Annotated in this window: 19 protein-coding genes and 1 tRNA gene; 11 read left to right on the plus strand and 9 right to left on the minus strand. The window is 64.1% G+C overall.

Features of this window, described 5'->3' with window-relative positions; translation table 11 throughout:
• Positions 1-41: 41 nt before the first annotated feature.
• Positions 42-1,055, minus strand: coding sequence for a zinc-binding alcohol dehydrogenase family protein (locus tag VI26_RS08590; RefSeq protein ID WP_048409645.1), 1,014 nt, complete (start codon positions 1,053-1,055; stop codon positions 42-44).
• A gap of 125 nt (positions 1,056-1,180) precedes the next feature.
• On the opposite strand from VI26_RS08590, the gene VI26_RS08595 reads away from it, so the two are divergent.
• A complete protein-coding gene (locus VI26_RS08595) occupies positions 1,181-2,086 on the plus strand; it encodes a LysR family transcriptional regulator (protein ID WP_048409337.1) in 906 nt (301 codons plus the stop codon).
• A 39-nt stretch (positions 2,087-2,125) separates the two neighbouring features.
• On the opposite strand, the gene VI26_RS08600 is transcribed toward VI26_RS08595, so the two are convergent.
• Positions 2,126-2,575, minus strand: a complete 450-nt coding sequence (locus VI26_RS08600) for a hypothetical protein (RefSeq protein WP_048409338.1) — start codon at positions 2,573-2,575, stop codon at positions 2,126-2,128.
• Positions 2,576-3,586: 1,011 nt separating this feature from the next.
• A complete protein-coding gene (locus VI26_RS08605) occupies positions 3,587-4,501 on the minus strand; it encodes a LysR family transcriptional regulator (RefSeq protein ID WP_048409339.1) in 915 nt (304 codons plus the stop codon).
• 127 nt (positions 4,502-4,628) lie between these two features.
• Between VI26_RS08605 and VI26_RS08610 the strand changes: the two genes are divergently transcribed.
• The 3 genes from VI26_RS08610 (at position 4,629) to VI26_RS08620 (ending at position 6,859) form a co-directional block, all read left to right on the plus strand.
• Entirely contained in the window at positions 4,629-5,510 is an 882-nt protein-coding gene (locus VI26_RS08610) for an MBL fold metallo-hydrolase (RefSeq protein ID WP_048409340.1), read from the plus strand.
• Positions 5,511-5,692: 182 nt separating this feature from the next.
• Positions 5,693-6,397 (plus strand): DsbA family protein, encoded by a 705-nt coding sequence (locus tag VI26_RS08615; RefSeq protein ID WP_048409341.1) that lies wholly within the window; start codon positions 5,693-5,695, stop codon positions 6,395-6,397.
• 39 nt (positions 6,398-6,436) lie between these two features.
• On the plus strand, positions 6,437-6,859 hold the full coding sequence (locus VI26_RS08620; protein WP_048409646.1) for a nuclear transport factor 2 family protein: 423 nt from the start codon (positions 6,437-6,439) through the stop codon (positions 6,857-6,859).
• Between the two features lie 165 nt (positions 6,860-7,024).
• Here VI26_RS08620 and VI26_RS08625 read toward each other — a convergent pair whose 3' ends face one another.
• Together VI26_RS08625 and VI26_RS08630 are read right to left on the minus strand one after the other, a co-directional pair.
• Positions 7,025-8,104 carry a calcium:proton antiporter gene (locus tag VI26_RS08625; RefSeq protein WP_048409342.1) on the minus strand — a complete coding sequence of 360 codons (1,080 nt, stop codon included), beginning with the start codon at positions 8,102-8,104 and terminating at the stop codon, positions 7,025-7,027.
• A 264-nt stretch (positions 8,105-8,368) separates the two neighbouring features.
• The gene (locus VI26_RS08630; protein ID WP_048409343.1) at positions 8,369-9,745 is read right to left on the minus strand and encodes an MATE family efflux transporter; all 1,377 of its coding nucleotides are present in this window, start codon (positions 9,743-9,745) and stop codon (positions 8,369-8,371) included.
• Positions 9,746-9,898: 153 nt separating this feature from the next.
• On the opposite strand from VI26_RS08630, the gene VI26_RS08635 reads away from it, so the two are divergent.
• Positions 9,899-10,513, plus strand: a complete 615-nt coding sequence (locus VI26_RS08635; RefSeq protein ID WP_048409344.1) for a TetR family transcriptional regulator — start codon at positions 9,899-9,901, stop codon at positions 10,511-10,513.
• Here the strand turns inward: VI26_RS08635 and VI26_RS08640 are convergent.
• Positions 10,510-11,256, minus strand: coding sequence for an AraC family transcriptional regulator (locus tag VI26_RS08640; RefSeq protein ID WP_048409345.1), 747 nt, complete (start codon positions 11,254-11,256; stop codon positions 10,510-10,512). The genes VI26_RS08635 and VI26_RS08640 overlap by 4 nt on opposite strands.
• Here VI26_RS08640 and VI26_RS08645 point away from each other — a divergent pair.
• Positions 11,255-11,569: a hypothetical protein gene (locus VI26_RS08645; RefSeq protein WP_048409346.1), complete on the plus strand. Its 315-nt coding sequence runs from the start codon at positions 11,255-11,257 to the stop codon at positions 11,567-11,569. The two genes, VI26_RS08640 and VI26_RS08645, sit on opposite strands and share 2 nt — an antisense overlap.
• Before the next feature lie 6 nt (positions 11,570-11,575).
• Here VI26_RS08645 and VI26_RS08650 read toward each other — a convergent pair whose 3' ends face one another.
• A complete protein-coding gene (locus VI26_RS08650; RefSeq protein ID WP_053074327.1) occupies positions 11,576-13,831 on the minus strand; it encodes a M9 family metallopeptidase in 2,256 nt (751 codons plus the stop codon).
• A 196-nt stretch (positions 13,832-14,027) separates the two neighbouring features.
• Here VI26_RS08650 and VI26_RS08655 point away from each other — a divergent pair.
• A tRNA-Tyr gene (locus VI26_RS08655) sits at positions 14,028-14,112 on the plus strand.
• 50 nt (positions 14,113-14,162) lie between these two features.
• On the opposite strand, the gene fghA is transcribed toward VI26_RS08655, so the two are convergent.
• Together fghA and VI26_RS08665 are read right to left on the minus strand one after the other, a co-directional pair.
• A complete protein-coding gene (gene fghA / locus VI26_RS08660; RefSeq protein ID WP_197081434.1) occupies positions 14,163-14,996 on the minus strand; it encodes an S-formylglutathione hydrolase in 834 nt (277 codons plus the stop codon).
• Positions 14,997-15,015: 19 nt separating this feature from the next.
• Positions 15,016-16,128, minus strand: coding sequence for an S-(hydroxymethyl)glutathione dehydrogenase/class III alcohol dehydrogenase (locus tag VI26_RS08665; protein ID WP_369799201.1), 1,113 nt, complete (start codon positions 16,126-16,128; stop codon positions 15,016-15,018).
• Between the two features lie 138 nt (positions 16,129-16,266).
• Here VI26_RS08665 and VI26_RS08670 point away from each other — a divergent pair, with 138 nt between their 5' ends.
• From VI26_RS08670 to VI26_RS08680, 4 genes are all read left to right on the plus strand, one after another.
• Positions 16,267-17,160: a LysR family transcriptional regulator gene (locus tag VI26_RS08670; protein ID WP_048409349.1), complete on the plus strand. Its 894-nt coding sequence runs from the start codon at positions 16,267-16,269 to the stop codon at positions 17,158-17,160.
• 76 nt (positions 17,161-17,236) lie between these two features.
• On the plus strand, positions 17,237-18,247 hold the full coding sequence (locus VI26_RS08675; protein WP_231460825.1) for a nucleoid-associated protein: 1,011 nt from the start codon (positions 17,237-17,239) through the stop codon (positions 18,245-18,247).
• 499 nt (positions 18,248-18,746) lie between these two features.
• On the plus strand, positions 18,747-18,908 hold the full coding sequence (locus VI26_RS24470; RefSeq protein ID WP_156183814.1) for a hypothetical protein: 162 nt from the start codon (positions 18,747-18,749) through the stop codon (positions 18,906-18,908).
• Positions 18,909-19,054: 146 nt separating this feature from the next.
• Positions 19,055-20,290, plus strand: coding sequence for an EAL domain-containing protein (locus tag VI26_RS08680; protein WP_082150964.1), 1,236 nt, complete (start codon positions 19,055-19,057; stop codon positions 20,288-20,290).
• Positions 20,291-20,352 lie beyond the last annotated feature (62 nt).

Consider the following 20,352-nt stretch of genomic DNA (forward strand, 5'->3'; position numbering starts at 1 on the left):
CTATCCATCCCGCCGACGCGCAGTAGATCGTAAACAGGTTCTTAGAAACCCGAGAGCACGATCTTGCCCTTGGCCCGGTTGCTCTCCAGCAAGGCATGGGCGCGTTTCAGATTGGCGGCGTCGATGCGGCCGAAGCGCTCCGCCACCGTGCTGCGCACCAGGCCGGCGTCCACCAGCTCGGCCAGCCGGTTCAGCAGGCGGTGCTGCTCGATCTGATCATCGGTGCCGAACAAGGAACGGGTGTACATGAACTCCCAGTGCAGCGACACGCTCTTGCGCTTCAGCTCGCGCACGTCCAAGGCCGCCGGGTCGTCGATCAGCGCCAGCTTGCCCTGCGGCGCGATGGCGGCGGCGATCTGCTTGAAGTGGGCGTCGGTCTGATTCAGGCTGGCCACGTAATCGACGCCGGGGTAGCCGATGCGCTTGAGCTCCTCGCTAAGCAGGAGGCGGTGGTCGATCACATGATGAGCGCCCAGCTCCTTGACCCAGGCCTGGGTTTCCGGCCGCGAGGCGGTACCGATCACGGTCAGGCCGGTCAACTGGCGCGCCAGCTGCACCAGGATGGAACCGACGCCGCCGGCCGCGCCCACCACCAGCAGGCTCTGGCCGCTGGGCGCATGGTTGTCCAGCACCCGCAGCCGGTCGAACAGCAGCTCCCAGGCGGTGATGGCGGTCAGCGGCAGGGCGGCGGCCTGCTCGAAATCCAGGCTGTGCGGCATGCGGCCGACGATGCGCTCGTCCACCGCGTGCAATTCGCTATTGGCGCCGGGGCGGTGCAGCGCGCCGGCGTACCACACCTTGTCGCCGGGCCGGAACAGGCTGACCTTGCCGCCCACCGCGCGCACCACGCCGGCGGCGTCCCAGCCCAGCACCTTGGCCTGGCCGGCTTCCGGCGCCGCGCCGGCGCGCACCTTGGTGTCCACCGGGTTCACCGAAATGGCTTTGACCTCCACCAGCAGGTCATGCTCGCCGATGGCGGGCTCGGGCAATTGCACATCCAGCAAGGACTCCGGGTGCTCGATCGGCAGGTTCTGGTAATAGGCGATGGCTTTCATCTTGGCAGGCTCCATGGGGTGGCGGGCCGATAGGGCCCGGTTTTGATGGTGCCCATGCTATTCCTGTTCGCCGCAGCGAAAAGCCAGCTAGAATTCGACTCAGTTTCAAAAATATTTTGAGAATCATGGTCAGAATCGAGGATGTGCAAGTCTTCATCCACGCCGCCGACCACGGCAGCTTGTCCGCCGCCGCGCGGCAGCTGGATCTGAGCCCGGCGGTGGCCAGCGCGGCGCTGAAGCGGCTGGAGCAGACGCTGGGCGCGCAATTGCTGGCGCGCTCCACCCGCAGCCTGCGGCTGACCCTGGCCGGGGAGCGCTATCTGGTTCATGCGCGCGCCGCGCTGGAGGCCTTGCAGGCCGGCGGCCAGGCCTTGGCGCAGCAAAGGCAGGCGCTGAGCGGCGAACTGTCGTTGTCGATGCCGTCGGATCTGGGCCGCAGCCGGCTGCGCGGCTGGCTGGACGCTTTCCTGGAGCGACACGCCGGCCTGAGCCTGCAATTGCGGATCAGCGACCGGGTGGCGGACTTGTACCGGCAGCCGGTGGACGTGGCCCTGCGCTACGGCGTGCCGGAAGACTCCAGCCTGGTGGCGCTGCCGCTGGCGCCGGACAACCGGCGGGTGTTGTGCGCGTCGCCGGACTATCTGGCGCGTCACGGCCGGCCGACATCGCCGCAGGAACTGCGCCGCCATCAATGCCTGCGGCTGGTATTGGGCGCGGCCTTGCATGAGCGCTGGGGTTTCAGCCAGGGCCCGCTGCGCGAGCAAGTGACGGTGAACGGCCGCCGCCAGAGCGACGATGGCGAGGTGGTGCGGCGCTGGGCGCTGGACGGGCTGGGCATCGCCTATAAATCGCGTTTGGACGTGTTGGACGATCTGCGCGCCGGCCGTCTGTTGCCGCTATTGGAGGATTGGCAGACCGAGGCGACGCCGCTGTATCTGGTGACGCCGCATCGGCTGATGTTGTCGCCGGCGGTGGTGGCCTTGCGCGAGTATTTGCAGGCGTGCCTGCGGGATTATCTGGCGGCGCCGTGAGGGCAGGCGCTACCCCCACGGCGCGGCGAACCCGGTGTGCTAGCTATTGCGCAAGCGGATGCGGCGGAAACGCGCCTCCAGATTGAAGCGTTGCTCCTGTGCCAGGTAAAGCTGGTGTTGGCTATCCACATGGCGATAGACCCGGACCCGGTCGGCGCCCAGCAGCAGCATCCATTCCAGGTAATTGAAGAAGCCCATCCACTGGCCGCGTCCATCGCGGTCGTCAAAGTCGATGTCGCGCGCGACGCGGCTGAGCAGGCCTTTGCCGACGTAGGCGCGGTTGTCCTTCAGCCATTGCAGTAGGTGGGCCGCGCATTCGCGGCCATAGGCGTGGTCGGTGGGCGCATGCTTGCTGGGGGCGGGCATGTGCCAGTAATGCGCATAGGTGCGGCCGGGGCAGAGGCGAACGAAGGGGAGCAGGGCTTCCTGTTGTTCCAGGGCGTTCAGTCTGTAGCGACGACGACGGGGGAAGGTTTGAGCGTGTTGCATGGTGTTTCTCCTGCTGTGACACAAGATAAACCACCTGCCGGGGAAGGCTGAGGTATTAGGCAGGCGCGTGGCAGGATTGGCGTACCGAGCTATGAAACCGGCGAGTGCATGGCACTCTCCCACCACACGCCTGCCAAGTTGGCATGGCCATGGGTGTACTGCCTGCGTAACAAGTACGCAGAATTTCATAGCAACGGGACGCCAATCCCGTGTGCCGCTTGTTTTGGCGGCAACGTGGGGATTGTTCCTGAGGGGACGCTTGGGGTCAAGGTGGGGTGGTTGCTTTGCTTGAGCGTGGCTTACTTGTTGAGTGATCTGGTTTTGAATCCGCTGCGCGGATGATGGTTTTCATTGCCGGGGCTGCCCGGCGGGCAGGAAGGGGAATTTGCTCGGCCAAATTCCCCTTCACCCCAAAGGCCGCCCTGCAAGCCTGGCCTACGGCTTCCCGCCGGCTCCCGTCAGGCCCGAGGCGCGGCTGAACTCGCAGCGCGCTAACGTCGCGCTGCTCGAACAAGCAGCCGCTTAAAACCTCGGGCCTGCCACCCGGCGGCAGGCTTGAAGGGACCAGGGGCGCGTCGGATACATGCTTTCTTTTAGGGAGCTAGGCTTATCCACAGACAAGAGCAATGGGGTCAAGTTATTCACAGAAACGACTCACTTCGCTAAACCACCTCTCTTATTCAAAAAAGACCACCTTGTGTAGCACCTAGGTGTCCCCTCGGGGCGCGCCGGAGAAAAAGGGGTCTGCAAGGTTTTAAGCGGCTGCTTTGTTTGAGCGATTTGACGTTAGCAAATCGCGAGTTCAGCCGCGCCTTGCAGGCCCCTTTTTCTTCGGGGTTTCGCGTCCTGGGGGACGAGGGGGGCTGGAAGGGGGCGGCGGCCCGCCCCCTCCCCGTTCGCCGGGCGGAACCGGCCCTAAATCAATATCCGCGAAGCGGATTCAACAGATTAATCATTAAAAAACGCTGCACCTGCCATATTCGGCTCAGCTAAGCGTTCACAGTCCTCCACTCAGCCGCCAGCGGTACGCGCCTGCCAGGCCGGATCACTGGCGAAACGCTCCACCAGAAAATCCAGCATCGCCCGCAAGGTGGCCGGCATCTGCCGGCGCGAAGCGTAAATACCGTAAATGCCCAACTCCTGCGGCTGATACTCCGGCAACAAAGCCACCAACTGACCGCTGGCGATCAGCGGTGCCGCGGAATACAAGGGCTGCAAGGCGATGCCCGCGCCGGCCGCGGTGGCGGACAACAACACCATGGATTCATTGGCGCTCAGATTGCCGCTGACCGGCACCGCCAACTGCTCGCCGTGACGCTGGAAACGCCACAAACTCTTGCCGAAATAGGAATAGGTCAGACAGTTGTGCAGCGACAAATCCTCCAGCCGCTTGGGCGCGCCGTGGGCGGCCAGGTAGGCGGGGGCGGCGCAGATCACCGACGCGCAGCTGGCCAGCGGCCGCGCGATCAGATTGGGGTCCAGCGCATTGGTGATGCGGATGGCCAGGTCGATTCTTTCTTCCACCAGATTGACCGCGCGGTTGCTGATCTGCAGATCGATGGCGGTTAGTGGGTAGCGGCGCAGAAACTCGGTCACCGCCGCCGCCAGCGCGTCCTGCGCCAGCGATTGCGCGCAGCTGATGCGCAACAGGCCCTGCGGCTGACCGGGGTCGGCGCTGTTGGCCGCCGGCATCTGCCCGGCGATTTCCAGCATCTGCCGGCAACGCGCCAGCGTTTCCTCGCCGGCCGGGGTCAGGCTCAGCCGCCGCGTGGTGCGATGCAGTAGCCGGGTGCCGGCCCATTCCTCCATTTCCGCCAAGTAACGGGTCACCATCGCCCGCGACATGTCCAGCGTGTCCGCCGCCGCGACCAGGCTGCCGCGTTCGGTGATGGTCACAAACACTTGCGCCGCGGTGATCCTATCCATGATTTGCTCGATTCATGCAACTAACCATTGCTTATTATCCGGTTTTTGATTCGAAAATAGCAATCTATGATTCACATCAGGCTTGCTACCAAGCCGACCGATCCCAATCACTTAAATGGAAACCATCATGATTCAACACCGCATCTCCGGCAGCTTTGTAGCAGGCGCCCTGTTGTTGTCCGCCACCTTCGCCCAAGCCGAGGCTTTGAAAGTCGACGTTTACAACCCCGGCGCCAAGAGCCTGTTCCCGGTGTCCTCGGAACTGGTCACCGGCAAGAGCGAGGCCGTGCTGATCGACGCCCAGTTCCAGCGCAACGACGCCGAAGCCCTGGTGGCCAAGGTCAAGGCCAGCGGCAAGAAGCTGACCACGGTGTTCATTTCCCATCCGGACCCGGACTTCTACTTTGGCCTGGACGTGATCAAGGCCGCTTTCCCGGACGTCAAGGTGCTGGCCACCGCGTCCACCATCGAGGCGATCAAGGCCAGCAAGGACGGCAAGATGGCTTACTGGGGCCCGATCCTGAAGGATAACGCACCCAAGACCGTGATCGTGCCGGAACCCATCCAGGGCGACACCCTGAAAGTGGATGGCCAGAAGTTGCAAGTGATGGGCCTGAAAGGCCCGACCCCGGACCGCACCTATATCTGGGCGCCGTCGATCAAGACCGCGATGGGCGGCGTGCTGACCTACGGCAATATGCATGTCTGGACCGCGGACAGCCAAACCGCCAAGGACCGCGCCGATTGGCAGAAGTCCTTGAAGAACCTGCAAGCGTTGAAGCCCAAGGTCGTGGTGCCTGGCCATTTCCTGAACAATGCGCCGCATACCCTGGCTTCGGTGAAGTTCACCAGCGATTACCTGAAGACGCTGGAAGCGGAACTGCCCAAGGCCAAGAATTCGGCCGAGCTGGTGACGGCGATGAAGCAGCGTTATCCGAAGCTGGACGGCGTGTCCGATCTGGAGCTGAGCGCCAAGGTGCTCAAGGGCGAGATGAAGTGGCCGCAATAAGGCTCTGAGGGCAGCCAGCGAAAGTCCTGATGCCGCGCGGCGCCGACTTGCCGCGCTCCATGTACTGCCGGCGTCGGCGCGCCTTGCCTCAGGATTCGTTTGCCGCCCTTGATGCTTGCTACGTCTGATGATTTGAATGTATGGCCGCCCGCGTCGCGGGCGGCGCAAGAAAGGAAACCGCTATGTCCGCTGCGACTTTGCACTATATTTTTGATCCGCTGTGCGGTTGGTGCTACGGCGCCGCGCCCTTGCTGGAGATTGCGCGCGCCGTGCCGGGCCTGGCGGTGGAATTTCACGGCGGCGGCATGATGGTGGGTGCCAATCGCCGCCAGGTCAGCCCGGAGTGGCGGCAGTTCGTGCTGCCGCACGACCGCCGCATCGCCGAGGTGTCCGGCCAGCCGTTTGGCGCCGCTTATTTCGATGGCCTGCTCAAGGATCACGGCGCGGTGATGGATTCCGCGCCGCCCACCACCGCGATGCTGGCGGCGGAGGAACTGGCCGGCCAGGGCCTGGCGCTGTTGCACCGCATTCAGCGCGCCCATTTCGTCGAAGGCCGCCGCATCGCCGACACCGAGGTGTTGACCGAGCTGGCCGCCGACATCGGTCTGGACGCGGCAGCGTTCGCCGCGGCTTTCCATCGTTTGGAAGGCGCGGCCACCAACGCTCACTTCCAGGACAGCCGCCGGCTGTTGGCGCAAGTGGGCGGCCAGGGCTTCCCCACGCTGGCGCTGGAGGAAAACGGCCAACTGACGGTGTTGGACCTGGGCGCCTACCTGGGCCGGCCGGACGCCTGGCGCGCCCGCTTGAGCCAGGCGTTGCCGACCGCGGCCGCGACGACGACGGAGGCGCTGGTCTGCGGGCCGGACAGCTGTGTGTTGCCGCAATGAAGGAAGGGCATGAGCAAACCGATTTTTGGATGGAACACCATGAACGTTAATCACACCCCCGGCCAGGGCCACCTGAGCAATGTGGACATCGTCCGCGCCACTTATGAAGGCGATTCCGAGGCCAATGGCCGCAATCTGTTGGCCGCGCTGGCGCCGGACGCGGAATGGACCGAAGCCGCCGGCTTCCCCTACGCCGGCACCTATGTCGGCGCGGAATCCATCGTCAAGAACGTGCACGAGCGGCTGGGCCGCGAGTGGGAAGGCTACCGCGCGGCGGTGGACAGCTTCTACGACGCCGGCGATCACGTGATCGCCCAGGGCTTCTACCACGGCGTTTACCGCGCAACCGGCAAGGGTTTCGTCGCTTCTTTCGCCCACATCTACACGTTGCGCGACGGCGAGATCGTCAAGTTCGTGCAGATCGTGGACAGCGCCAAGGTGCTGGAAGCGATGCGGGCCTGAGAGCCTGTTGACGATCTGCTGCGCGTCGGCGATACGGCGTTGCAACCGTTTTCGCCTTGTCTCGCCTTGGCTCGCGAGATCATGAACCGGTTCTGAGAACCGGGTTCGCCAATGAAAAACCGCCAGCCGGCAACGGGTGGCGGTTTTGTTTTGCGCCGGGAAAACTCAGGGGCTGATGGCGAAGAACACAAAGGACGCGAAGATCACCAGGTGGACGATGCCCTGCAGAATGGTGGTGCGGCCCACCGACAAGGACAGCGAGCTGGCCACCAGGGTCAGCACCAGGAAGATGGTTTCCTTGTTTTCCAGGCCCAGGATCAGCGGCTCTCCCATCGCCACGAAGATCATCGCCACGGTGGGAATGGTCAGGCCGATGGAGGCCAAGGCGGAACCCAGCGCCAGGTTGAGGCTGGTCTGCACCCGGTCGGCGCGCGCGGCGTTGGCGGCGGCCAGGCCTTCCGGCAGCAGCACCAGCGCGGCGATGATGATGCCCACCACCGCGGCCGGCGCGCCGGCGGCTTCCACGAAGCCTTCGATGGACGGCGACAGCAGCTTGGCCAGGCTGACCACGCCCACCAGGCAGACCAGCAGCAGCGCCAGGCTGATCAGGGTCACTTTGGCGGACGGCGGCGGCGCGTGTTCGTCCTCGCTATGGCTGCCTTCCACCAGGAAGTAGTCGCGGTGGCGTATGGTCTGCACGAAGACGAAGGCGCCGTACAGCACCAGCGACACCACGCCGGTGAAGGCCAGCTGCGAGGAGGACAGCAGCGGGCCGGGCTCGCTGGTGCCGTAGTTGGGCAGCACCAGCGCCAGCACCGAGATGGCGGCCAGCACGGTCAGCGCCGCCTTGGCGCCGCTGAGCTGGAAGTTTTGTTCGCGATGGCGCAAGCCGCCCAGCAGCAGGCAGATGCCGAGGATGCCGTTGCAGGTGATCATGATGGCGGAAAAGATGGTGTCGCGCGCCAGGGCCAGCTTGCTTTCGCCGCCGGCCAGCATGAAGGAGACGATCAGCGCCACTTCAATCACCGTCACCGCCAGCGCCAGGATCAGCGTTCCATAAGGCTCGCCCACTTTGTGGGCCACCACTTCGGCGTGGTGGACGGCGGCGAAGACGGTGCCGGCCAGCAGCACCGCCAACAGGGCGATGAACCAGGCGGAGGAAGAAAGTGAGGACGAGGCCAGGATTGCGCCCCAGGCGACAAGCGGGGCGGCGACGGTCCAGCGGGGAATGGTGGTCAGGGACATTGTTTTCCTTGTTATTGACGGGGTGGAGTCAAGCCGCGGCGTGGTTGCCAACAGACGGGTGTTATCACTATACGAATCGGCCCGCGATCCCGCGACCTCGAAACAAGACAAGGTGTGGGGGCGGCCGGGAGCCGGCGCGGGATGCGAGAGCAAGGAGGCGCGAGCGAGCGCGCGAAGGGTATAGACAATGGCAATTGGAACCGGTTCGCCAATGCCTAAAAAAAATGGCCGGAAATCCGGCCATTTTGTCGAGAACGGTATGGATCACGCCGCGGCTGGCGCGCCGGCCTCGTGTTTCAGCCGGCGCAGCGCGCCCCACAAGGCCCAGGCGGCGGCGGTGCCCAGCAAGAAATTGACCAGCGGCATCGCCAACCACACGCCGTCCAGCGCCAGCCACAGCGGCAGCAGCCACAAGGCCGGCAGCAGCAGCAGGGTCTTGCCCACGGTCAGCAGCAGCGCCGTCCGCGTCAGCGCCATCGCCTGCAGCGCGAGGATGCCCACGATCACCAATCCGTCGAAGGGCATGGCCAGCAGGTGCAGGCGCAGCGCGTGGCTGCCGGCGGCGATCAGCGCCTGGTCTTCGCTGTTGTACATGCGCACGATCAGGGTGGGGAACAGTTGCACCACCGCCAGCGCGGTCACGCCCAGCAGCAGGGTGACGCGCAGGCCGTAGCGCAGCGCCTCGCGGGTGCGCTCCGGCCGCCCGGCGCCGGTGGAGTGGCTGAGCAGCGGCTGCAGGCCCACCGCCAGCCCGTGCACCACCAGGGTGAACAGCGCTTCGCTGTAGCCGGCGGTGGCGTAGGCGGCCACGCTCAGGTCCGTGCCCCAGCGCAGCAGCTGGAAGTTGTGGGCGAACATCAGCAGCGCCAGGTTGAATTCCATCAGCAGGCTGGACAGGCCCAGCGCCAGGATGGGGCCGCAGTAGCGCCAGTCCAGCCGCAGATGCGCGAGCCGCAGCCGCAGCCGCGCGTGACGGGTGAAGAAATAGCCGAGTCCGGCCAGCATCACCACCGATTCGGACAGCAGCGTGGCCTGGGCCGAGCCGGCCAGGCCCAGCTTGAACACGCCGACGAACAGGTAGTTGAACACCACGTTGAGCAGCGATCCCACCACCATCAGCAGCGTGGCCAGCCGCGGGCGGCCGTCGTTGCGCAGCAGATAGGTGGCCACCATCTGGCCCATGGTGAACAGCGCGCCGCCCAGCATCCATTGCAGGTAGTTGCGCGCCTCGGTCATCACCGCGGGCTGTTGGTCGGCTTGCAGCCATTGCAGCAGGGTGTCCAGATAAGTGAGGCCCAGCAGCGGGATGGCCAGGCTGATCAAGGCCAGCAAGGCCAGCGCGGAAACCAGGGTGCCACGCGCGGCGGCGTAGTCGCCGCCGCCTTGCAGAATGGCGATGCGGGTGGCCGCGCCCATGCTCAGCATGGCGCCCAGGCCCACTTGCAGCATCACCAGCGGGTAGGCCAGCGAGATGGCCGCCAGGCCGTGGCTGCCGACGAAGTGGCCGACGAAGATGCCGTCGATGACCACGTAAAGGCCGGTGGCCAGCATGCCGGCCAGGGAGGGAATGGTGTATTGCCAGAACAGTTTGGACACCGGCAACGTGTCCAGATCGCGGTGGTTTGTCGTTGTGTGTGACATGGGTAGTGCCTAAGAAGAGTTTCAAAAGATCGAGGGACGCCAGGCCGGCGCGCCTTGCCTTGAGCGCGCCGAGTGTCGTCCGTTTAATTAATCAATCACGGTTGATTAATTAATCATTTGAGGTAGCATCTGGGGAAAAGTTCAGAGGCGGATATGGCCAGGAAAACCAAGGAAGAATCGCAAAAGACCCGGGACGCGATCCTGGACGGCGCGGAACGGGTGTTTCTGCGCCAGGGGGTGGCCAACGCCACCATGGCGCAGATCGCCGACGAGGCCGGGGTGTCGCGCGGCGCGGTTTACGGCCATTACGACAACAAAATGGAGGTGTGCCGGGCCATGGTGGACCGCGTGTTCGAACTGGACGCGCTGCGTTTCCCGGCGGAGCAGGCGTCGGCGGGCGACACCCTGGTGGCGGTGGGCATGTATTACCTGCGCCAGTTTCACGAGCCGGGGCCGGCGCAGCGGGTGACGGAGTTTCTGTATCACAAGTGCGAGCGCAACCGGGAGAACCGCGGCATTCTGCGCCGCCGCGAGCTGATGGACCGCGCCACCCTGCATTATGTGCGCCGCCAGCTGCGGCGCGCGATTGCCCAGGGCGAGCTGCCGCCTGAGACCGATGTGCGCATCGCCACCGAATTCCTGGTGCGTTTGTTCGAGGGCATGTACGGCATGCTGGACGGCGGCAAGGCGCCGTTCGCCGATTGCGAGCGCATTCTGCGCGCGGCCTGGTTGAGCGTGGCGACGGTGGCGGCCTGGCGCGCGGGCTAGCGCCGTTGGGACGAGGCGCGCAGCCGCAGCTGGCGCGGGCTGAGGCCCAGCATTTGCCGGCATAGCCGGGTCAGCGCGCTCTGGTCGGAAAAGCCGCAGCTGGCGGCGATGTCGGCCAGCGGCTGGCCGCTGTGCTGGATGGCGTGGCTGGCGGCTTCCATGCGGGTGCGGCGGATGAATTCGCCGACGCTGGCCTGAAACACCCGCTTCATGCGCCGGTCCAGCTGGCCGATGCTGAGGCCGGACAATTCGCACAGTTCTTCCAGCCGCAGCGGGCGATGGTATTGGGTCTGGATGTGATCGACGCAGGCGGCGAAGCGCTCGTCCAGCAGCCGTTCCCGCGTCAGCTCGGTCAGGTCCTTGGAGATGCAGACCAAGCCCATCAGCCGCCCGTCCGGGTGGTGCAGCGATTGTTTGTTGGTCAGGCACCAGCCGGGCGCGCGGTCGTGGTAGACGGTGAGGTCCAGCCGGTTGCGCATGGGCTGGGACTCGGCGAACACTTGCCGGTCCTGATCGCGATAGCGGTTGGCCATGGCGCTGGGAAACAGCTCATGCGCGGTCATGCCTTCCGCCTGCCATTTGTTGCGCAAGGCGCAGCGGCCGACGCAGCCCTCGCTCAACGCCAGGTAGCGGGATTGCAGGTCCTTGACCGAGAAGACCACATCGGGAAGCGGATCGAACAGCGACGCCATGGAGCGCATGGCGTTGAGGTCGCTGACGATGTAGGGATGAAGAAGCTGCATGGACGCGGCGCTTGTCCTTGAGCGGCGCCGGCGGGCCGGCGGTGGGTTTGTCTATCTAATCAATCTTCCTGTCATTCAATTGGCATTTCTTGAAAATAAAATGCATTACTTTCATGCGTTTTGCAAGTCCGCCGCGACGGGAGCCGCGGCGGAAGGCATGGGCGCGTTGGGCTGGTTCAAGGACTGGCGCTTGCGGGTGAACGCTTTGAACCGTGAGCAAAACCACGCAGAGAACCTGATCCAAGGCGCGCCGCCGCTGGCAGTACCCGTGGCACGACAGGGAGGCGCAGCTCAGGATCAGGGGTTTTGTTAACGGGTCTTAATCGTAGCTGGCGCTGACGCTGACATTGGCGAACGCCTGTCGCGCCTGCAGGGTCAGGTAGTACCAGCGGCCGGTCTGCGGCGCGGCGATGCTGACGCTTTCCTCGTTGCCGGCGCCGGCCGAGGCGTTGTCATAGCTGGCCGGCGTCGGGTAGCGGTCCAGCGCCACGTAGAGATCGACGTCGCCGCTGCCGCCGCTGGTCCACAGCTTGAGGTTGCGCGCGCCGGCCGGCAGCAGGATGGCGGCGTAGGCCGCGCCGGAGGTGGAAGCGGAAAGGCCGCCGATGGAGCAGTTCTTGCCCAGGTAGTTGGGCGAGGTTTCCTTGCACGGCGGCAGGCCGGGCTCGGACGGCAGCGGCGGCTGGCCGGCGGTGGTGGCGCTTTGCGCCCAGCTGGCGAACTCGGCGTCGTAGCGCTTGCCTATCAGGCGCATCTGGTCCATGTAGCCGTTGTAATCGCCGCTGCGGAAGCGGGTGAGGAAACCGTCCACATCGGCGCGATGGCGCTCCATCATGAAGCGGGTGGCCATATAGCCCCAACGATAGGCGCGGGTCACGTAGTCCGGCATGTCGTAGGTATTGCCGAAGATCTGGCTCAGCGCGTAGTTGCCGCTGCGGGCGGCGTCGATGGCCGGCTGGTTGCCGTTGCCCAGCGACAGGTATTCGGCCAGGCCTTCTATCCACCACACCGTGGGCTGGCGGGTGCTGGCGCCGAAGTCGCCGTACATGTCGAAGCGGCCGTCCAGGTAGTGGATGTATTCGTGCTCTAGGTTCCAGATCTTGAAGGTTGGGCGCAGCCAGGAGGCTTCGTGGGCGATGAAGCGCGCCTGGTTGCCGGCGGCGGCCGGATCGCCTTCCAGATACATGCCGCCGTTGTCGGTGCTGATGCCGTAGATCACCGACGCGTACTTGGCGTAGTTGTTGTAATCGTCGAACACCACCACTTCCAGCGAGGTGTTGTTGTCGTTGGCCACCGGCTGCTTACGGGTTTGCAGCATCTGGTGGAAGTAGGACTCTTCTTTTTGCAGCAGCGCGCAGGAGTTTTGCAGTTGTTCCTGGCTCATTTCCTGGGCGCGGATGCGGATGCTGGCGCTGCAGGTGTAGCGGTTGACCAGGATGGCGTCGGCGAGCCGGGTTTCGAAGTTGCAAGTGCCGTAGTCGGCGCAGCTGGCGGCATCGTAATACTTCACCGCTTCGGCGGCGGCCAGCCACAGTTCATTGTCGTTGCCGGTCATGCTGCTGGCGGCCAGGATGGCTTGCGCCTGCGGCTTGATCGCCGGTTTCAGCGCCGGGTATTGCATGAAGCGCAGCCCTTCGCGAGTGGCGTCGCCCAGCTGGAAGGCGCTCTCGGTGCCGAGCAGGGCGGCCTTGTTGGCTTGCGCGAAGCGGGTCAGCGCCGCCGAATAGCTGCCGTCGTTCTGCAGCAGCGGCGCGGCGTTGGCGCGGCCGTGGGCGTAGAAGAACACGGTCAGCGCGCCGGTGAAGCCCTGGCTGGCGGTGGTTTCGCGCAGCGCTTGGGCGGCGTTGGGCTGGGTGGCGTCATTGGTGTAGCGCTGCACGATGGCGCGCATGCTGGGCAGGTAGTAGGCCTCGTCCGCCATATTGGTGATCAGCTTCATCACTTCGCCGGCGGTGGTGGGCGCCTGGGCGTTGGCGGCGAACAGCGCGCTGCCATCGGCCAGCCGCTTGATGCCGGGGCGCAGCACGGTTTGCAGATTGGCGTCCGGCGCCGGCAGGGTGCCGCCGCTGGCCAGGTAGTAGCCGGCGCGCAGATAGAGGGTGAGGTTGACCAGGGCCATGGAGCCGGCGTTGTAGGCGGCGGCTTCCTGGGCGAAGCGTCCGGCGACGGCGTTGAGGTTGGCCGGGCTGTAGAGGGTGGCGGCCAGCTTGCTGTCCAGCGAGAACAGGCCGTAGGTGCAGGTGTAGTCGGGCAGGCCCACCAGGTAGTTGGCCAGCGCCGCGCCGCTGTAGCCGGCCATGACCTTCATGTCCTGGCATTGGGCGGTGGCGGCGTGGGCAATCAATTTGCTTTTGGGCTTGCCGATCACGGTCTTGGCGTCGGGCAGCCGGTAGCGGGATTGCGCGTCGCTTGGCGGACGTTGCTGCCATTGTCGCGGCGGCGGCGCCTGTTTCGGGCGCGCTTGCGCCTGGGCCTGGTGCGGCACTTTCTGCGCTTTGGGCGCGGCCAGCGCCGGCTGCGCGAGCAAGGCGGCGGCGAGGCTCAGGCATAGCGCGGCGAGAGGGAGCTTGGGCATTGTTGTCTCCAGTGGTCAGGGCGAGTCCCTGATGGCGGAGATCATGCCAATGGCAAGGCTGGATTTCTTGGCGAGGCTGCGCGTCGGCGCGCGCAGATTTGCCAAATCCGCAGGCGCGGCGGCGGTGGCTAGGAAAGGCGATGGCGCGCGGAGGATTGACGCCGGCGCCGAGGAGCTATATTATGCGCCTCTCTCTGGAGGGGTTCCCGAGCGGTCAAAGGGATCAGACTGTAAATCTGACGGCTCTGCCTTCGAAGGTTCGAATCCTTCTCCCTCCACCAGATTCAACAAAAAAGCCAGGCTATGCCTGGCTTTTTTGCGTTCCGCCGTGTCACAGGCCGAGATGGCGCGCATGGAAGCGCAGCTGTTCCTCGATCAGGCTGGAGACAAAGTAGTAGCTATGGTCGTACTCGGCGTGGCGGTACAGTTCCAGCGGATAGCCGCAGGCCTGGGCCGCTTGCTCCAGCGCTTCCGGCTGCAGCTGGGTGTCGAGGAAGCTGTCGGCCAGGCCCACGTCCACGCGTAGCGGCAGGCGCTGCGGCGCGGCGGCGAGCAGCAGGCTGGCATCCCATTCCTGCCAGGTGTCGCGGTCTTCGCCCAGATAGGCGGCGAAGGCCTTCTGGCCCCAGGGCGCGTTGAGCGGATGGCAGATCGGGCTGAACGCCGACACCGACGCATAGTCCTGCGGCCGTTTCAGCGCGCAGATCAGCGCGCCGTGGCCGCCCATGGAATGGCCGGCGATGGCGGGCTTGCCGGTCACTGGAAAGTGGGCGGCGATCAGCGCCGGCAACTCCTGGCTGACGTAGTCGTACATCCGGTAGTGACGATCCCAGGGCGCCTGGGTGGCGTTCAGGTAGAAGCCGGCGCCCTGGCCCAGGTCGAAGGCTTCGTCATCGGCCACTTCCGCGCCGCGCGGGCTGGTGTCCGGCGCGACGATGGCCAGGCCCAGCTCGGCGGCCACGCGCTGAGCGCCGGCCTTGTGCATGAAGTTCTCGTCGGTGCAGGTCAGGCCGGACAGCCAGTACAGCACCGGCACGCGCCGCTGCGGGCTGGCCTGCGGCGGCAGATAGACGGCGAAGCGCATGCGGCAGCCCAGCGTCGTCGAATCATGCAGATACTGCCGCTGCCAGCCGCCGAACGACTTGTTGGCGCTGATGTTTTCCAGGTTCACTCGGGTCTCCGGCTCAGTAATGGATCACGGAACGGATGCTCTTGCCCTCGTGCATCAGATCGAAGGCTTCGTTGACGCGCTCCAGCGGCATGGTGTGGGTGATGAAGTCGTCCAGGCGGAATTCGCCCTTCAGATAACGCTCCACGTAGTCCGGCAGCTCGCTGCGGCCGCGCACGCCGCCGAAGGCGGAGCCGCGCCATACCCGGCCGGTGACCAGTTGGAACGGACGGGTGGAGATTTCCTGCCCGGCGCCGGCCACGCCTATGATCACCGATTCGCCCCAGCCCTTGTGGCAGCATTCCAGCGCCGCGCGCATCACTTTGACATTGCCTATGCATTCGAAGGAGAAGTCGACGCCGCCGTCGGTCATCTCCACGATCACGTCCTGGATCGGCTTGTCGAAATCGTTGGGGTTGACGCAATCGCTGGCGCCCAGCTTTTTCGCCAGCTCGAACTTGCTGTCGTTGATGTCGATGCCGATGATGCGGCCGGCGCCGGCCATGCGCGCGCCGATGATGGCGGACAGGCCGATGCCGCCCAGGCCGAAGATGGCCACGCTGTCGCCGGCCTTGACCTTGGCGGTGTTGATCACCGCGCCCATGCCGGTGGTGACGCCGCAGCCCAGCAGGCACACTTCCTCCAGCGGCGCGGCCGGGTTGACCTTGGCCAGCGAGATTTCCGGCAGCACCGTGTATTCGGCGAAGGTGGAGGTGCCCATATAGTGGTAGATGGGCTTGCCGTCCTTGGAAAAGCGGGTGCTGCCATCCGGCATCAGGCCCTTGCCCTGGGTGGCGCGGATTTTCTGGCACAGATTGGTCTTGCCGGACAGACAGAATTTGCACTCGCGGCATTCCGGGGTGTACAGCGGGATCACATGATCGCCCACCGCCACGCTGCTGACGCCGGGGCCGACGGATTCGACGATGCCGCCGCCTTCATGGCCCAGGATGCAGGGGAACACGCCTTCCGGGTCTTCGCCGGACAGGGTGAAGGCATCGGTGTGGCACACGCCGGTGGCCACCATTTTCACCCGTACCTCGCCGGCGCGCGGCGGCTGCACTTCCACTTCTTCTATGCTCAGCGGCTGGCCCGCGGCCCAGGCCACGGCGGCCTTGCACTTGATGATGTCCTGGCTCATGAGCCCTCCTTGGTGTTGGATCGCCGTAGCGGGCCGAAGGCCGCGACGGCAAAACTTTGATTGTATTTCCCTCGTTTGAATAGATAATCGTCGCAATTGGTAAATGATTTTTTCCGAGGTGAAATAATGTTGGGTTGGGAAGGCATTTGCGAATTCGTCAGCGTGGCGGAGCAGGGCAGTTTCACCAAGGCGGCGCAGGCGCTGGGCATTTCCGTCGCCCAGGTCAGCCGCCAGGTCACGCAGCTGGAGCAGCGCTTGGGCGCCAAGCTGCTGTATCGCACCACGCGCCATCAGGCGCTGACCGAGATCGGCGCGTTGTATCTGCGCCACTGCCGCCAGCTGCTGGATTCGCTGGCCGAGGCGGAGCAGGCGATCTCGCGCCACCAGGCGCAGCCTCAGGGCAAGCTCAAGCTGACCGCGCCGCTGGCTTACGGCCAGAGCCATATCGCGCCGTTGCTGGTGCGCTTCCTGCAGCGTCATCCGCAGCTGGAAGCGACGCTGAACCTGTCCAATCAGGTGCTGGACCTGGTGCAGGACGGCTACGACCTGGCGATTCGCATCGGCCATCTGGAGGATTCCTCGCTGATGGCGCGGCGGCTGGCCTCGCGCCGCCATCATGTGTGCGCGGCGCCGGCCTATCTGGCGCTGCATGGCCGGCCGTTGGAACCGGCGGATCTGGAGCGCCACAGCTGCCTGTCGCTGGGGAGCGAGCACTGGCATCTGCTGGATGGCGGCCGGCGGCGGCAGGTGCGGGTCAAGGGCAGCCTGCGCTGCAATAGCGGCCACGCGCTGGCGCACGCGGCGCGGCAGGGGCTGGGCCTGGCGCAGTTGCCGGATTACTACGTCGCCGCCGGTCTGGCCAGCGGCGAGCTGGTCGAGGTGCTGGCCGATTACCGCGAGCCGGAAGAGGGCATTTGGGCGCTGACGCCGCAGAACCGTCAACTGTCGCCCAAGGTGCGTCTGCTGATGGACTTCCTGGCGGACTCCCTGACCGACGATCCGCTGGCTTTACCGGAATAGCAGGCCGCTTTCGCGGTTGCCAAGCCCGGGCGCAGTGGCAATAATCGCGCATTCGATTTTAGGCGGGAGCGTGGGCATGTTGGCGATAGGCGAATGCAGAGTGGAGCGGCTGGTGGTGCACCGGGTGGGCAATGCCTCGCGCGGCGAGGGCGCGCGTCTGTCCGAGCGGGCCAGCGCGGTGGACGAGGAAGTGTCTTCCTTGCTGCTGGGCGGCTATTTGAAGAACATCGTGTCGGACAAGCGCCAGCACCAGTTTTTCCATGAGTCCGATCTCAATCTCAATGAGATTTACCATTTCACCCGCCAGTTCTTCCGCGGCGAGCTGGATTTCCTCGAGGTGTCGCAGCGCATCGCCAAGCATTTGTACGCGCGTTCGCAGCATCCCAACATCAATGCCGGCGATTTGCTGGTGATCTTGTTTTCCGGTCTCAATGACGGCGACCGCGAACTGCGCGCGCTGGGGGTGTTCAAGTCCGAGATCCGCGATGATTTCCTCACCGTGGTGGAGTCCGGCGATGTGTTCGACATCAGCCACGCCTCGGGCATCAATCCGCGGCTGATCGACAAGGGCGCGCTGATCCTGGAGCACGGTCCCACGGTGTACGCGGTGGATCGACTCAGCCGCGAGGCCAAGTTCTGGCTGGAGGATTTCCTGAAGGCGATGCGGGTGCCGGACAAGGCCTCCAGCAGCAAGATGATGGCCAGCGTGGTGGAACAGCTGTCCGAGGAAATCGACGATCCCATGCAGCAGGCGCGCTTCAAGGACGAGTTTCTCAATCTGGTGAGCGGCGAGGAGGATGTATCGGCCAGGCAATTGGCCAGCGCCGCCGAGAAGTTCGTGCCGCGTGAACAGGTGGAGCAGGCGATGGGTTCCGCCGCCGAATCCTATGGCTTCGCGCTGGACGAAGAGGCGCGCTTGCCGGCCAAGGGGGTGGCGCGGCAACTGGAAAAAACCTTGTCCAAGTATGGTGTCGGCCACGGCATCAGCGTGTTGCTGCCTAGCGGCATTACTTTGAAGAATATCCAGTCGCAGAACGATGGCGAAGGCGAGCTGATGCTGACTTTGCGTCTGAACAAGCGAGATTGAGCGTCGCTGCTCACCCTGAGTCTTCTCGCCAGACAGGGGGCGTCGCCACCTGTCTGATGTCCACTTCCGTCCCTCCATTGTTCCGCATTTGAGAGTTGGCCGACCGCGCAGCGATGCCGCGGCGGGCCTGCTGTCAGACCCAGACCATCTAGCGGATAAATTTGTTGCTTCCCCTTTGTCTTGCTCAATGCTCCATCTGCGCTGGTGCGTCCTTTTTCCTGAGCGTTGCATATGGTGTTTGCTTATTTAATTCATTAATATTTACCAAAACATTAATATCTAAAATAAATTAAATGAGCATCAAAAGATGTATGCGATGTAATTTAAGACAAATCCTATTTGTGGTTTTGGGGACGCTTTTTACTATGGTCTGGTAAAGCCTAATTAAAGCAGCGCAATTAAGCTTGATTAAATACAGGGACGCGCTGGGCGAAAGTGGCGATGATGGGTCGCTGCGTTTACCAGTGGTTTTTATGGAAAGGTGGCTTTTTCCAAATAAATGACTGATGAAGCAATAAAAAATAAAAATCTCTTTGTCATGTGGTGCTGTGATGTGAATCAAGGCCTTGCCGGCGGCATGGTGCTGGCGGGAGGTCTGGCAGGGATTGTTGAACGATTCTTTAGATTCATTGACGCGATTCCAGCTTACGCGGCACTGTGATGCCACATTGTCATTTAAAAGCCAAACAAGGAACCCTGGCAATTAAGCTTATCTAATGCATGCTTTTGGGATGTTGAAAAACGACAGCGCGCAAATGCCATATTTGCGGATATCAGGCTGCCGGTATTCCAAAAGGTAGGGAATCGATGGAAAATCTTAACATTATGCTGGTGTCCGGGCCGCAGCGGGAAAGCGAACCGCTCCAGCGCCTGCTGTTGCAGGCCGGTATTCGCAATATCCGCTGTTGCGGCCATATTCGCGAGGCGGAACAGGAGCTGTTGCGCGAGCCGGTGGACTTGCTGATTTGCGATATCCAGATGCCCGATGGCGGCGGCGCCGAGCTGGTTGCGAAGGTGCATGCCGGCCTGCGCCGCGGCGAACTGGCGGATGCGCCGATGTTGCTGTGGCACAGCCGGGCCAGCAAGACTTTGCAGGAGTCCCATGTGAGGTTGGCGCGTGAGGCGGGTTTCAACTACGTCTGGGCGGCCAGCCTGCCCATGGATGCCGATGCCTGTTTGCGTTTGTTGCGCCAGGTGGTGCAGGCGCGCGCGGCCATGGCCGAGGCGGCCGGCGCCCATGGCGTGCCGGGGCGGCTGGGCACCCGTCCGTTCAGCGAGCAGGAGGTGATAGAGGCGCTGTGTTCCAAGGGCACGATCTCGATTGACCTGCAGCCCTTGGTGCGGCTGTGCGATGGCGCGGTGATAGGCGCCGAGGCGCTGGCGCGCTGTTCGCATCCGACCCGCGGCAATATCCGCCCCGCGGTGTTTTTGCCGGTGGTGAACAAGCTGGGTCTGGATTTGTTGTTGTTTTTCCATGTGCTGGGCGGGGTGATCGCCACGCAGCAGGCCTTGGCCGGGCAGGGTGTGCAATTGCCCATCGCCATCAACGCCTCGGCCGGCACGTTGGCATCGCCCAATATCGTCAGCGAGATCATGTCGCGCTGGGACCGCGCCAAGCTGTCGCGTTCCTTGCTGGTGATAGAGCTGACGGAAAACATTGAGCCTGAAATCGGCCTGGACCTGATGGTGGCGTTGAACCAGCTGCGCGCCAACGGTTTCGGCATCGCCTGCGACGACTACGGCATCGGCATTTCCTCGTTGAAGATGCTGTCCGACATGCCTTTCTCTTCCTTGAAGCTGGACCAGTTGTTCGTCGCCTCCATGCTGGAAAGCTCGCGGCACTATGAAATCGTCCGTTCCTCCATCCAACTGGGCAAGGAGTTGAAGCTGCAGGTGGTGGCGGAAGGGGTGGAGAGCTCAAGGCATATCAAGGCTTTGCGGGAGATGGGCTGCGAAGTGGGCCAGGGCTTCGGCCTGCATCGCCCGATGGCGCCGCAGCGCTACATCGAATTGTTGCAGCAGGAGCGAATGGCGTGGCATTGACGCGATGCCGGCGCGGCGCGCGCGGCGACAGCGGCTAGGGATGGTTGCGTCACGACACAGGC

The organism is Chromobacterium sp. LK1 (genome assembly GCF_001043555.1).
Lineage (GTDB): Bacteria > Pseudomonadota > Gammaproteobacteria > Burkholderiales > Chromobacteriaceae > Chromobacterium > Chromobacterium aquaticum.

Excerpts from the sequence above, each read along its gene's own strand:
- VI26_RS08595 (WP_048409337.1), top strand. The coding sequence starts at position 1,181 with ATGGTCAGAATCGAGGATGTGCAAGTCTTCATCCACGCCGCCGACCAC.
- VI26_RS08650 (WP_053074327.1), bottom strand. The coding sequence starts at position 13,831 with ATGCCCAAGCTCCCTCTCGCCGCGCTATGCCTGAGCCTCGCCGCCGCC.
- VI26_RS08625 (WP_048409342.1), bottom strand. The coding sequence starts at position 8,104 with ATGTCCCTGACCACCATTCCCCGCTGGACCGTCGCCGCCCCGCTTGTC.
- VI26_RS08605 (WP_048409339.1), bottom strand. The coding sequence starts at position 4,501 with ATGGATAGGATCACCGCGGCGCAAGTGTTTGTGACCATCACCGAACGC.
- VI26_RS08610 (WP_048409340.1), top strand. The coding sequence starts at position 4,629 with ATGATTCAACACCGCATCTCCGGCAGCTTTGTAGCAGGCGCCCTGTTG.
- VI26_RS08670 (WP_048409349.1), top strand. The coding sequence starts at position 16,267 with ATGTTGGGTTGGGAAGGCATTTGCGAATTCGTCAGCGTGGCGGAGCAG.
- VI26_RS08630 (WP_048409343.1), bottom strand. The coding sequence starts at position 9,745 with ATGTCACACACAACGACAAACCACCGCGATCTGGACACGTTGCCGGTG.
- VI26_RS24470 (WP_156183814.1), top strand. The coding sequence starts at position 18,747 with ATGACTGATGAAGCAATAAAAAATAAAAATCTCTTTGTCATGTGGTGC.
- VI26_RS08620 (WP_048409646.1), top strand. The coding sequence starts at position 6,437 with ATGAACGTTAATCACACCCCCGGCCAGGGCCACCTGAGCAATGTGGAC.
- VI26_RS08645 (WP_048409346.1), top strand. The coding sequence starts at position 11,255 with ATGGACGCGGCGCTTGTCCTTGAGCGGCGCCGGCGGGCCGGCGGTGGG.
- VI26_RS08680 (WP_082150964.1), top strand. The coding sequence starts at position 19,055 with ATGGAAAATCTTAACATTATGCTGGTGTCCGGGCCGCAGCGGGAAAGC.
- VI26_RS08590 (WP_048409645.1), bottom strand. The coding sequence starts at position 1,055 with ATGAAAGCCATCGCCTATTACCAGAACCTGCCGATCGAGCACCCGGAG.
- VI26_RS08675 (WP_231460825.1), top strand. The coding sequence starts at position 17,237 with ATGTTGGCGATAGGCGAATGCAGAGTGGAGCGGCTGGTGGTGCACCGG.
- VI26_RS08600 (WP_048409338.1), bottom strand. The coding sequence starts at position 2,575 with ATGCAACACGCTCAAACCTTCCCCCGTCGTCGTCGCTACAGACTGAAC.
- VI26_RS08615 (WP_048409341.1), top strand. The coding sequence starts at position 5,693 with ATGTCCGCTGCGACTTTGCACTATATTTTTGATCCGCTGTGCGGTTGG.
- VI26_RS08635 (WP_048409344.1), top strand. The coding sequence starts at position 9,899 with ATGGCCAGGAAAACCAAGGAAGAATCGCAAAAGACCCGGGACGCGATC.
- VI26_RS08640 (WP_048409345.1), bottom strand. The coding sequence starts at position 11,256 with ATGCAGCTTCTTCATCCCTACATCGTCAGCGACCTCAACGCCATGCGC.